The organism is Nostoc sp. CMAA1605, from assembly GCF_021596505.1.
Taxonomy (GTDB): Bacteria; Cyanobacteriota; Cyanobacteriia; order Cyanobacteriales; family Nostocaceae; genus Trichormus.
This window is the reverse complement of sequence record NZ_PJIZ01000015.1, coordinates 53,904-67,262: the sequence shown is the minus strand read 5'-3', so window position 1 is coordinate 67,262 and position 13,359 is coordinate 53,904. Positions and strand designations below refer to the sequence as shown.

The window sequence follows — 13,359 nt, the reverse complement described above, 5'->3', positions numbered from 1 at the left end:
CGGTATTATATGAGGTTAATTAAATTCATCAAACCCATGAATAAAATCAATATGATTAATCCTCCCAACACCCATAACAATTGAGTAGTACGCTCACTTTTAGCGAGAATTTCTGAATAAGAAAGTTCATGATTCTGAATCAGTAAAAAGGAATGGTTACTGAATATAAAAGGTAATAAACGATTTAAAATTAAGCGTGCGAAAAAATTAATACTCCACAGTCTTTTTTGCAAGGCATCTTGATTATATTGCCAAGGATAACTAATTTGCACTAAACGAATTAAGGCTTTAATATCTGGATGTCTTATGTCTTGATAGCGAGGCAGTGCTTGAGAAATATTATCTTGATTGACATTTAATAAGTCCCATAAAATATAGATATCTTCTAAGGCAGAATTCACACCTTGCCCGATGTCAGGAGGAAAACAGTGAACTGCATCTCCTAATAAAATTACGGCTGTACCTTGGTTGATTTCCGGTTTACCCCAGATTTTATACAATCCTGAACAGTATTGAGGCATGGGAAATTTACCCCCTTCACTGGATGTGAACCTAGCTATTTCTTCAGGAAGCATGATCTTTTCTATGGGTAACTGGGGAAAAGCTCGTTTGAAAAAATCTTCAACTTCTTCTTTGGTTTTTAGTTGCCAGATGTGATGATCTCCATAGGTAATAATATTTGCAGTTCTTGGCTGATCCTGATTCTTTAATGGTAATAATCCCAAAGAAATGGCTTTTTTACGTTCCTTAAAAGCGGATCTAATAGCATAAGCCATCGTAGATTGTGATACATCCCCTTCGCTTTCTGATAAAGGGAATTGAGGCGGTAAGGTAAGGACTTTATATTTTAAACCAGCACTAGGAGAGGAAAATTTTTGCATCTCAAATAAATCTGATTGACCTGTCATTTCATTAAGAGTTTGACGGACAATAGAGTTTAATCCATCACAACCTACTATCAAGGTTGGCATGAAGGTCTGTTTTTCCCCTGTGGAAGATTGGGTAACAACTTCTAAACGCTCTAGATTTTGTTTAATCTCTACACATTCAGTATTAAATATAACCTGAATATTATCTGACCAACGCTGTTGAATTTCTTGATAAAGTAATTGTACAAACGATGCTCTTGGTAGCCAGTAGGCAGTTTTGCGTTGAGAATCGGCAATGGGTAGTTTACTTGTTTTACGTGTGCCGTCTTTTTGGATAATGGTTAAGTAAAAGTCAGTGTTAGGGACGCTCAACTCAGCGAGTTTAGTAGTTAGCTCTAATAAATCGGTGAATTTCTGACCTCGACCATCAATTTGATAACTAAATGATTTATCTGGTTCATAATAATCTGCTGATGGTCTTTTTTCAATAACCGTAATCTCTTTCCAGCCTCTTTTAGCTAACATTAAAGCTGCACCTAATCCCGCAGGGCCTCCTCCGATAATCACAACGTTTTTCTGGTATAAATTATTCATTTGTGCAAATTTATTTGGTTAAACAACGCAAATTTTATCACTTTACTTTTAGTGTTAAAATTAACTTTTAGGAATAAATCCACAGGTAAATGATGGTTGCCCACTCATAGAAGATTTAACTGCTACCAGCTCAATTTTACCTTGGGAATTACGATACCAAGATGTTGCTTGTAGCGGAACTTTAGGCGGTGAGGGAATTTGTGCTTTTACTGACTCAGTTTTGCGGTATGCAGCCAAATCGCGGATATCAGACCAAGTGCGATCGCTCCTCACTTGTTGAAGCGGATTTTGTGGTACACCACCCCGTCCCGTGGCAATAAAACTACTCCCAGTGGTATCAGCACAACCTGTAGCAATTTGCTGTGATAGTTCAGTAATATTTACAGGTAATTGCACTAAGCCAGAATTGGGATCAACACCAAAATTATTAATATCTACCGTACCGTTGATGCCAAATTGAGAACTAGCAGTAATATCACTCTCGTTTGTCAATTGAGGGCGATATTTGATTCCGAAAATAGCTTGAGTAGTGATGTCAATATTACCACCACGACCTTGAACTGCATTGGCAATGATGTTGCTGTTTTCTAACCCCACAATCACAGGTGAGTGAATCGACAAATTACCACCATTACCTGTACCCACAGAAGTAGCAGAAACCCAGCTACCTTGACGCATCAGCAAATAATCTTGCAGATTTAAGTTAATATTTCCCCCGTTACCAGAGGCTGTGGATGCAGTGATATTGCCTTGGTTATTGAGAAAAATTGCCTTAGCATTAACTTGTAAATCCCCGGCTTTGCCTGGCCCATCATTTTTGACGCTAACTAATGCGCTATCAGTAACCAACAGCAATGGAGTATTAATTGTCAAATATCCGGCATCGCCATTGGGAATAGAGGACACTCCATATAATGCTTGAAGAACGGGATCGACAAACGCAGAGGTCGAAGCAATGCGGCTTGATGTAATTGAACCAGGTGCTTGACCACTAACTTCTATAAAATCTGAGGCGTTAACTATTACACTTCCTGATGAGCCTTGATTGAGAGTATTAGCTCCTAGCGCACCCCCCTCTCGCAAAATTAATTTGGATGTATTAACTACTACACTAGTTGTATTGCCTGTACTAAAAGTTACTAAACCGATAGTGCTGGGTGATAATGTAAGCGGGTTAAGACCAACAACTTCTATTAAGTTGTCTGCATTGATTAGCAGACTACCAGACTGTCCAGAACTCAGAACACCAGAAGTAATATTACCTCCATCCACAATTTTGATGTTGCCAGATGAAACAGTAACATCACCTGCATTACCTGAGTTGAGTGTAGTTGTTCCAATTAAGGTGAGAAGATTGGGATTGATAGGGGTAAAACCATTGATGTCAATAGAGTCTTGTACTTTGATCGTGATATTACCACTAGCTGCTGTAGTAAAGGTTTTTGTCCAAATTTTTCCTCCATCTTGTAAAGAAAGGTTCGCTGCGGAAACAAAAATATCTCCTGGTGAATCTGTTCCTAAGTTTTCGATTTTGATGACACTGCCCGATTTTTGTTCTGAGGTATAGCCTGCCAAATACAGTGAATCTGTGGCATAGATGTTAATTCCTTGCGATCGCGTGTTTAAGTTTTGAATCAATACATAAGAACCTTCTGTTAAGTTAATATTTTGCCCTTGTAGTTGAATTGACCCATTGCTGCCGCTAGCATCTAGCAGAGACTGTTGAGCTAGATGAATATCATTAAATTGCTCTACTTGTGAATAATTTCCTTTCCATCCTGTAACAGTGGGATGAAGTTCAACTTGTCCTTGGCGAACACTCCCTATTTCTAAATGTCCACCACCAGTAACTGCTACAGTTCCACCTGCAAAATTTACTTGATTGCCAATCAATGCTAGGGTATTGCCTGCTTTGATTTCTAGCCCATTGGGATTATTACTGCGATCTTGGGGAAAAAATAGCTCATCCTGCATCGGATGTCCTAACCCGTAGACTGTAATTGCTCCCGAATTTTGACCCATCTGTAACCCAATGGGTACACTCACAGTTAATAGAGGTGGATTACTCGCATTGATGGCACTAAATTCTGTTCCATCGGCAAATCTAATGCTATTGGCAGTTGTCCCTACAAATGAGCCGCCAATACTCAACCTGGCATTTTCACCAAAGATAATTCCATTGGGATTGAGTAGGAATACATTGGCTTTACTATTGCTTTGAATCAACCCATCGATACGAGAAATGCTACCGCCAGTCACGCGACTAAAAATATTTTGAATGTCGTTAGCATGATCAAAAAATACAGAACCGTGATTGGGAATAGAAAATTCCTTAAAGCTATGAAATAAATTATTACCGACGCGACTACCATCAGTTATGGTATAATTACCAGTCCCTTGTACAGTGGTTTTCAATGTGCTGTCAGGAATCACCTGAGCATACACTCTCGTGTTGTAAATATCAAACGCTGCGATCGCGGTAATAAAACCAAAGATAACAAAAGTGACTTTCATTAACTCATGACTAATTTTCTGTGCCGTATTTATTATTCCCCCATCAGTAGCTTTTAATACTCTTCTATCCCAATTACTTTACTCATGATCTGTTGCAGAAATTCGTTGAAACAGATATCCACTCCCCCTAGATGTCAGTATATATTCTGGATTGTCTGGGTCTTTTTCTAGCTTGGAGCGCAATCTGGAGATATGCACATCGACTACACGAGTATCTGCATTTTGTTCTGCACTGTAACCCCACACCTGTTGTAAGATTTCTTTCCGAGAGAACGATTTGCCACTGTTGCTGATCAGTAACTCTAACAAGCTATACTCAACACCTGTGAGGCGAATCTTGTCATTACCTCTGTAAACTTGTCGCTTATTCGTATCTATTTTCAGCGTATCTGCTTGAATTACCCCCGAACTGGGAAAACCTCTACTATTTGTTTTACTGACTCTCCGACGTAATATTGAACGGATTCGCGCTTCTAGTTCCTTGGGCGAGAATGGTTTAACTATGTAATCATCAGCCCCCAATTCTAAACCAGTAATGCGGTCTGCAACATCTGACAATGCCGTCAGGAGAATAATGGGAATATCAGATTCTTTGCGTAGTTCTTGACAAACACCATAACCATCTAACTTTGGCATCATCACATCTAGAACTACTAAGTCTGGCGAACAAGAGCGAAAAACTGTCAATGCTTCTTCACCATTGCTAGCCGTTACGACATCGTAGCCAATCATTGCAAGACGAGTCTCCAAAATGCGGCGAATACTTGCTTCGTCGTCTACCACCAAAATTTTTTCTGCACTACTTTTCAAATTGCCTACCGCTCCCTCAAGGCAATAACTTTAACTCATCACTATCATCCCTAAGTAGATCAATTTTGCCAGTCGTACTGCAACATATCTTAATTAAAATACTGAGTCATCAAAATTACATTTATAGTATTGCGCTGATTTTTGTTCACATCAATATCATGGTAAAAATGTAATTAAAATTACAGGTTATTTACTGAAGAACAATCTCTGAAATTATGAACAGTAAATTAAAAACTCAACTCAGTTTGTGGAGTATTGCTATCTTGACGGGGATAGTGGGAATCGTCAATTTGTTATCAGCAGTTACTCCTAGTTTAGCTGAGAGAAATCATTGGTTAAAAGAATTTCTGCCTTTTGAAGTTCGGGCGACTGGTCATATCTTTGCTGCGTTGACGGGGTTCATTTTATTAACATTAGCTACTAATTTATGGCGCAGGAAAAAAGTAGCTTGGATACTGACTATCTGTCTATTAATTATTTCTATAATCAGTCATTTAATTAAAGGATGGGATTATGAAGAAAGTATTTTATCCGGTGTTTTATTAGTGCAGTTAATTTGGATGCGTCAGCTTTTTACAGCACAATCTGACCGTCCTTCAGTGGCGCGGGGTGTGCGGGTATTGATGGGTGCATTACTGTTTACCCTCGCTTACGGCACAGTGGGATTTTATTTATTAGATGGCAAATTCACCGAAAATTTTAATTGGGGTGAAGCTATTTTGCAAACCTTTGCCATGTTTTTTACAGAAGATAATTGGGGGTTAAAACCCAAAAGTCAGTTTGGGGGATTTTTTGCTGATTCTATTTATATTATTGCCGCTAGTACAATCACATTTGCTGTGGTGATGTTGTTACAACCAGTATTTTTACGCAATCCAGCTACCGTAAAAGAACACAGAAAAGCTGAAGATATTGTACGGCAATATGGACATTCTTCTTTAGCAGCGATCGCACTTCTAAATGACAAAAGCTATTATTTCAGTCCTTCTGGCCAGAGTGTCATTGCTTACGTTCCCAAAGGTAGGGGTGCGATCGCTTTAGGTGATCCCATTGGCCCCATTGCAGACAGAAAAGAAGTGATTGTGAGTTTCCAAGAATTCTGTCAACGCAATGACTGGTATCCAGCTTTTTACCAGACTTTACCTGATCATCTGGAACTATATACCTCATTGGGGTTTAGAGTTCTCAAAATTGGCGAAGAGGCGATCGTGGATTTGAAAACCTTTACATTACAAGGTAAAGCAGGTAAAAACTTTCGCTCATCTATCAACCGTTTAACAAAATCAGGCTATCGAGTCAGTTTTTATCCACCACCAATTACAGATAAATTATTACAGCAACTCAAATCGGTGAGTGATGAATGGTTAAAAATGGTGCAAGGTTCAGAAAAACGCTTTTCTGTGGGATGGTTCGATGAAGCTTACTTATGCGGCTGTGAGATAGGCATTGTACACAATCCCAATGGGGGAGTCGATGCTTTTATCAATATTATGCCCAAATACCAACGTAACCAAGGAACTATTGATTTGATGCGCCATCGCCAATCAATGGAAAATGGCACAATGGATTTTTTATTTACATCCCTACTACAACATCTGCAAAATCAGGGTTACGACAGTTTTAACTTTGGGTTATCTGCATTGGCGGGAGTTGGGGAAAAACCAGAATCACGACGCTTAGAGAAGGGATTGCGCTATTTATCCGAACATTTAAACAGTTTTTATAATTTTCAGGGACTACACGCCTACAAAGACAAATTTCATCCCCAGTGGGAAGGACGTTATTTGATTTATCCCAGTTTAACTGCTTTACCTGATGTGATTGTGGCACTGATTCGCGCTGATTCAGGCGATCGCCTCCTTGATTATTTCCAACCAGGCGCGTAAACGAGCAACATTAGCCGCTAAAGCTAATGTTGGCTCACCATCAAGATTTATCAACCTCAAACCACTTATCATAGAGTGCTTGATAAGTGCCATTTTCCTTTAAACTCAGTAAAACTCTATTGATTTGTTTACGGTAGGGACTATCATTAGGCAAAACAATGCCGTAATTTTCCTCACGGAAGATACTACCCACAACCTCAACCTTCCCTTTACCTTCATTGGCTGCATAAAACAGCAGCACTGGCGAGTCAAACACCACAGCATCTGCTTTTTTACTCAGTAAAGCATCGTAAGCCTGCTCAATTTTGGCAACTTCCTGCACAGGAATTCTGTGTTCTTTGAGGTAAGTTGCAGCCGTACTACCGGCAGTAGTAGCGACGATATGACCAGGTAAATCACTTACACTACTAATCTCTCCCTGTAGCTGCTGCACAGTTAAGGAAGTAGTAGCACTGGCTGTAAAGTAAGCGACAAATAAAACACCGATAAACATCCAGATAATGGCGATAAACCTACCAATAGCACCTTTGGGCATTTCATCGGCTTGAGTCGCTAAAGTTGCAGCCGCCCACCAAGAAGCTTTGAAAATCCCAGGAATGTATGATTTAGATATCATCCCTTCTTCATGATTCCGTTCCGATAACCAAATTACATGAGCTGCAAAAACAATTAACACCAACGCCAAACCAATAACCTGCAACAAAGAAGCAGAGAAAAACAGTTGGAAAATATTGGGAACACCACCACCACCGCCAGTCTCAGAATTTCTCACCATGATTTGTAAACCCCCAGCAAACATGGGTAAAGAAAAATCAAATTGCTGTTGGCGTTCGGCGGTAATGGAGATAGCTGCAATTCCGACATTGGCTTTACCATCTTTCACCGCAGACAGTAAATTTGCCACATTGGGATATTCCACAAACTGATAATTTAGACCTATTTCCTTAGCAATACTTTGCCAAAGGTCAATACTAAATCCTGATAGTTTACTTTTATCCTTATCTGCAATCACAAAAGGTGGGATAACTCGTGTAGCCACCAACATTTTATCTGTATTGGCAGCTGTAGGTGTTGGCGTGACTGTAGGTGTAGGTGTTGGTGTCTGAGTCAAACCTGGGTGTATTACCAAAAACAAAACTAGTATGAAACTTCCCAACCCTAGACTAATAGGTGGTATTAATGAACGCCTACCTTTTTGAGTAGTAGGAGTGACCAATCGCCTAAAACTATTGATAAATAGGCGAAATATTCTGGCGATCGCAATGAGCATAGGCATTTTCTTGCAGTAAAATCCAATACTCCTTTATAGTGCAATGCTTACCTATGAGCAATAGAGGAATTGGGGATTGGGGACTGGGGATTGGGGATTGGGGATTGGGGATTGGGGATTGGGGACTGGGGATTGGGAGACAAGGGAGACAAGGGAGACAAGGGAGACAAGGGAGACAAGGGAGATTTTACTTTATGCCTAATGCCCAATGCCCCATGCCCAATGCCCCATACCCTAAAAACACTTTTTTTTACTGGGTACACTGAAAAACAGAGCATATGATCAAGCTAACTACTGTTTAACAATCATTTCAAGGTGGAAAATATGATTAAAACAAGTTACGCATTTGACCCAGCTATCTTAACTGTCGGATCTGCATTAAAAACAAACGCATTGCTGCGGTTTCGGGCTGATATACCAGAGTCTCCCCGACGGGATCTTAACTTGTCCCTGGTAATTGACCGTTCTGGCTCTATGGCAGGCGCGCCTTTATTTCACGCACTCAGGGCGGCTGAATCTGTGGTAGACCAACTAGAGGCTAATGATATCCTCTCAGTAGTTGTATACGATGATGCTGTAGATACAGTAGTTCCACCCCAACCAGTCACTAATAAATCTGCGTTGAAAAATGCTCTGCGTCGGGTTCATGCAGGTGGTATTACTAATCTATCTGGGGGATGGCTTAAGGGTTGTGAATATGTGAAGCAGAAACTTGACCCACAAAAAATCAACCGTGTACTGCTGCTTACCGATGGTCACGCTAATATGGGGATTCAAGACCCCAAAATCCTCACAGCGACAGCCGGTCAAAAAGCTGAGGAAGGTGTAATCACAACTACGTTAGGATTTGCCCAGGGTTTTAATGAAGATTTGCTGATTGGAATGGCAAGGGCTGCTAGTGGTAACTTCTATTTTATTCAAAGTGTTGATGAAGCCTCAGAAGTATTTAGCATTGAATTAGATAGTCTTAGAGCCGTAGTCGGGCAGAATCTCAAAGTTACCTTAGAACTAGCTAATGGTGTGAAGCTGGTTGATATTTTAAGCCTGGCTAAAGTCAGCCAAAATCAGAAAGGTCAATCGGTAATTACTCTAGGGGAACTCTACGAGGGTGAAGATAAACTTTTAGGGTTAAGTTTAGAAGTCTCGGCGGCTCAAATTGGTGAATTACCTTTGATGAAACTGCATTACAGTGCCGATGTGGTGCAGAATAATGTCATTCAAAGTGCGTCAGGTATAACCGATGTCATCGCTAAAGTCGGTACAGTTGAGGAATCTGCTTTTGCGGCTTCTAGTGATATTCTCCTTGACTTGAGCCGTTTGACTATTGCCAAGGCGAAAGAAACTGCCCTTGATTTAGCAGAACATGGTAAGCATCAAGAAGCAGAGAAAATCTTACGTTCTCTAATTGAGGAATTGCGAAACAAAGGCTTGAATGAAAACTTTGAAATTGCTGAGGAGATCGACCAACTAGAGTATTTTGCTAGCCGCATTGCCCAAAGAACTTTAGGTAACGCAGGACGAAAAGAACTATTAGATCAAACCTATCAGGCGATGAACCGCACCCGTACCGATTTGGTGGGTCGTGGCGTGACTGCGGGTGATGAAATATACGCTATGCCCACTGTCAATGATGTGGGTTCAGGTGTGGAATTACAGTGTGTGCGGGAAGGTGGTAAGCTGCGGGTCAAAGTCCTGTCTGCTGGTTATGATGCTAGCAAAAATGTCCAATTTCCCCGCGCCATTCGTGCAGAGGGAGCGCGCTACGTTGTGGAAGGGGTGGAACTGTCAACTGATGGTAGTTTTTATCGTGTAACTGGTCAAATTAACCGTTTAACTAAACCCGGTGAAGCTGATATTTTCGTTGCACCCGGACAATCAAGGTCTGTGAGTACAGGTAAAGCCTCTAAAGGCCCCGCCAGTGCGGCAGATTTGCCTACCACTGACGCTGTTAATGATGGCATTTTGGTGCAGTGTGTCAAAGATGGCAGCAAGTTACGGGCTAGAGTGGTTTCTGATGGGTATGAACCCGATTGGAATATGCGTTTCCCTCGCTCAGTGCGTGAGGAGGGAATGCTGTACGTTGTCGATGAGGTGAAAACTGCTCCTGATGGCAAGTCTTATATTGCCTGTGGCGAAATTAAACGTTTCGTACAGCCGAATACGACTAATTGAGATGTTTTTAGTTAAAAACCATACTATCCCTCTTTTGTCAGAGTAGGAGAATGCAATCACCCAAATGCTTAGAGGGCTTTAATTTCCAAGTTTTGTCTATCAATTTCAGTCTCGTACCGACTTACATCGCCTAAACCAACAGTCATTAGCTTAAATAGTGAGTTGAACAACGATGCCTGTGACGTGTGATGGCTTGCACCCACACACTAACTATTTATATTAATTCTCAAAATTTTTGGCGTTGCTGAATCAAAGTATGAAATGCAAAAATTACCCTTGTTTTTCTTTGCACCTTTGCGTCTTTGCGCCTTTGCGTGAGATAATTCATATTCTCAATCAGCAACGCCAAATTTTGAATTCCCTGAAGAGAGAATGCAGACATTGAGCAGCACATCATCACGGTATATCTTAGCGTTGGATTTAGGTACGACAGGCAACCGCGCTTTTATCTTCAACGCAGACGGTAAGATTGTCGGACAAGCATATAAAGAACTCACACAATATTATCCCCAGCCGGGCTGGTTGGAGCATGACCCGCAACAAATTTGGGATGATGCTTGCTGGGTAATCAAAACTGCTATCTCGCACGCTCAAATTACCCCATCAGAAATTGCTGCTATTGGTTTGACTGTACAACGAGAAACTTGTTTACTCTGGGATAAAACCACAGGGAAACCGTTACACAAGGCCATTGTTTGGCAAGATAGGCGTACTGCTCCTTTGTGTAATCAATTACAAGAGCAAGGCTATGCCCAGGAAATATACGATCGCACTGGTTTAGTTATCGATGCTTATTTCTCGGCAACTAAGCTCAGATGGCTATTAGACCAGATGAACAGCGTTGATTTAAGTCATGTCTTAGCAGGTACAATTGATACCTGGATATTGTGGAAATTAACAGGTGGACAAGTCCACGCCACTGACCACAGCAACGCTAGCCGCACCATGTTAATGAATCTCCAAACCTGCGAGTGGGATGAGAGATTATTAGATATTTTCCAAATTCCGACGCAGATATTGCCGCAAATCCAACCCAGCTTAGGCGACTTTGGCGTTACCGATGCTGATTTACTCGGTGCAGCAATTCCCATCACAGCTATTTTAGGTGATCAGCAAGCCGCTTTATTTGGTCACGGCTGCGATCGCCCTGGTTTGATGAAATGTACTTACGGCACTGGTAGCTTTTTAGTGGCTCATACTGGAAAAGAGATTGTGCGATCGCAAAATCAATTAATCTCTACAATTGCCTGGACGCAAACCAATACCAGTCAGCCTTTAAATGTTGGTTATGCCTTGGAAGGCAGTATGTTTACTAGTGGTGCTTGTATCCAATGGTTGCGAGACAGTCTGAAGTTAATTAAAACGGCGGCGGAAACAGAGACAATGGCGACGCAGGTATCAGACAACGGCGGAGTTTATTTTGTCCCAGCTTTTAGTGGATTAGGCGCGCCTTACTGGGATATGACCGCTAGAGGCGCATTCTTAGGCATTACCGCCAGCGTCCAACCCCAGCATTTAGTCAGAGCCGTATTAGAAGCGATCGCCTATCAAGTGGTAGAAGTAGTACAAGCCATTAACACCTCATGTAGTCATCCCATGCAGCGTTTAATAGTCGATGGTGGTGCTTGCGAGAATAATTTCCTGATGCAATTCCAAGCCGATGTATTAGGAATTCCGGTAGAACGTCCCACCATGCGCGACACTACCGTCCAAGGTGCAGCCTTTGCCGCCGGTCTAGCCGTAGGATTTTGGGACAGTTACACAGCATTAGTCAACCAAAGACAAATTGACCGCATATTTGAACCCAACCCCATCGCACATAACTTTACCACCTGGCGAAAAGCCGTCAAACGCACCTTAGATTGGGCATAGAAGAGGAATTGGAGCAGGGTGCGGGGGGCAAGGGGGAGAAAAATTTCCTTATTTCCCCCTGCCCCCTGCCCCCCTGCCTCTTCTCTCCCCCTAATTCGCCAAATCTACATCCAAAGTGTAGAAACCAACCTTTTCCGGCATTCTGTCGAATCTGCCGATGCGATAACCGCGTGATAGTTCATTTAAAACTTTGCCTTTAACCTCACGGTAATCTTCATCATTGATGTCTCCATATAAACCTGTGACGACTTCCGCCACACTAAATACTTTTCCTGGATTGTGTCGAAAGAAAACAGTGAGAGCATCAATTAAAAATTGGCCTTCATAGGGTTTGAGCATCGGTACAACTCTGGCTTTCGGAACTATTAAAGGTGGCTTCCTCTTACTTTTGCCATTGCGAGAGTAAGTATGAGTGCGATTGGAATTAACCAAAGTTAAGTCTATGGTGTAACAACCAGGTTCGTCAGGTATCCCAAACCATACCTTTCTTTCTCTACCTTGGGTGAGGGAAGATTGGACTCTACCTTTAACTACTTTAAAAATATGTGGATCTAACTCACCATAGAGCGATCGCACGATGAAATCTATATGACAGACAGCACCCAAGTGTTCCTGTAGTAACTTTTGAATAGCTTCCATCCGACTCATCGCTTTATACTCAGGTAGCATAGGGAAATCAATTCCCTTAATGCTTTCTGCTGTCACCTGTTGACTAAATGCAGTTTCCGTTTCTCCAAAGGTCGCTGCGTCTTCGTCTTCTTCACTATCCGCGCTGGATTCTACTGAATTAATAGCTACCTGGGAAACTTGATCAGACGAAGACAACAAAGGCTCATCTTGATGATTTTTGGATACATCTTGACTAACTTCGAGGGTAGCAACCTGGCTTTTAGTTTCTGTAGCCACAGACCAATTTGCTAACAAAGCTTGTACATGATCAAGTTGCGATCGCGCCTGTGTGTACAGAGTTTCATACTCTTCTACAAGACGACTGTAGTAGTCCCTGAGTTCTAATAATGGTGAGATGAAGTCCTGCGGGGGGGGTTCTAAATTTAATTGATTATTCATTGTGTAGTTCTCAATCAACCTAAATCAGTATCACTTTTATAAGACATGGGTCGAGGTTTAGCCTTGCGAGATGGCTGTTGAGATTTTTTCGGTGGTTGTGGCGGACGACATCGTTCACAATATAAAGGACGAGGGCCAAAAGTCTCACGTTTTGTAGCTTCGTTGCACTCTTTACAGACAAAATTAAACACGCGAGTGTGAATCAGTCTTTGATGAGCTTTGACTGTATATTCTCTAACATCAATTAACTTACTGGGCATAATCAAAAAAGTGAAGTTGCAATCCTATCAATATAGCTATTCAA

10 protein-coding genes are annotated in these 13,359 nt (G+C 41.5%); 4 read left to right on the top strand and 6 right to left on the bottom strand.

The window, feature by feature from the left end:
* Positions 1-5: 5 nt before the first annotated feature.
* From CV014_RS08055 to rpaB, 3 genes are all read right to left on the bottom strand, one after another.
* Positions 6-1,463 carry an FAD-dependent oxidoreductase gene (locus CV014_RS08055; protein WP_236141560.1) on the bottom strand — a complete coding sequence of 486 codons (1,458 nt, stop codon included), beginning with the start codon at positions 1,461-1,463 and terminating at the stop codon, positions 6-8.
* 60 nt (positions 1,464-1,523) lie between these two features.
* Entirely contained in the window at positions 1,524-3,977 is a 2,454-nt protein-coding gene (locus CV014_RS08050) for a beta strand repeat-containing protein (protein ID WP_236141559.1), read from the bottom strand.
* A gap of 78 nt (positions 3,978-4,055) precedes the next feature.
* The gene (gene rpaB, locus CV014_RS08045) at positions 4,056-4,787 is read right to left on the bottom strand and encodes a response regulator transcription factor RpaB (protein WP_236141558.1); all 732 of its coding nucleotides are present in this window, start codon (positions 4,785-4,787) and stop codon (positions 4,056-4,058) included.
* Positions 4,788-5,002: 215 nt separating this feature from the next.
* Here rpaB and CV014_RS08040 point away from each other — a divergent pair, with 215 nt between their 5' ends.
* Positions 5,003-6,673 carry a phosphatidylglycerol lysyltransferase domain-containing protein gene (locus tag CV014_RS08040; RefSeq protein ID WP_236141557.1) on the top strand — a complete coding sequence of 557 codons (1,671 nt, stop codon included), beginning with the start codon at positions 5,003-5,005 and terminating at the stop codon, positions 6,671-6,673.
* A gap of 40 nt (positions 6,674-6,713) precedes the next feature.
* On the opposite strand, the gene CV014_RS08035 is transcribed toward CV014_RS08040, so the two are convergent.
* Positions 6,714-7,943, bottom strand: a complete 1,230-nt coding sequence (locus CV014_RS08035) for a transporter substrate-binding domain-containing protein (protein WP_236141598.1) — start codon at positions 7,941-7,943, stop codon at positions 6,714-6,716.
* Positions 7,944-8,012: 69 nt separating this feature from the next.
* Here CV014_RS08035 and CV014_RS08030 point away from each other — a divergent pair, with 69 nt between their 5' ends.
* From CV014_RS08030 to glpK, 3 genes are all read left to right on the top strand, one after another.
* Positions 8,013-8,225 carry a hypothetical protein gene (locus CV014_RS08030; protein ID WP_236141556.1) on the top strand — a complete coding sequence of 71 codons (213 nt, stop codon included), beginning with the start codon at positions 8,013-8,015 and terminating at the stop codon, positions 8,223-8,225.
* Positions 8,226-8,267: 42 nt separating this feature from the next.
* Complete coding sequence (locus CV014_RS08025; RefSeq protein WP_236141555.1) at positions 8,268-10,115, top strand: vWA domain-containing protein; 1,848 nt, start codon at positions 8,268-8,270, stop codon at positions 10,113-10,115.
* A gap of 372 nt (positions 10,116-10,487) precedes the next feature.
* Positions 10,488-11,987 (top strand): glycerol kinase GlpK, encoded by a 1,500-nt coding sequence (gene glpK / locus CV014_RS08020; RefSeq protein WP_236141554.1) that lies wholly within the window; start codon positions 10,488-10,490, stop codon positions 11,985-11,987.
* Positions 11,988-12,077: 90 nt separating this feature from the next.
* Here glpK and CV014_RS08015 read toward each other — a convergent pair whose 3' ends face one another.
* Together CV014_RS08015 and CV014_RS08010 are read right to left on the bottom strand one after the other, a co-directional pair.
* Entirely contained in the window at positions 12,078-13,055 is a 978-nt protein-coding gene (locus CV014_RS08015; RefSeq protein ID WP_236141553.1) for a hypothetical protein, read from the bottom strand.
* 14 nt (positions 13,056-13,069) lie between these two features.
* A complete protein-coding gene (locus CV014_RS08010) occupies positions 13,070-13,315 on the bottom strand; it encodes a hypothetical protein (protein ID WP_103137138.1) in 246 nt (81 codons plus the stop codon).
* Positions 13,316-13,359 lie beyond the last annotated feature (44 nt).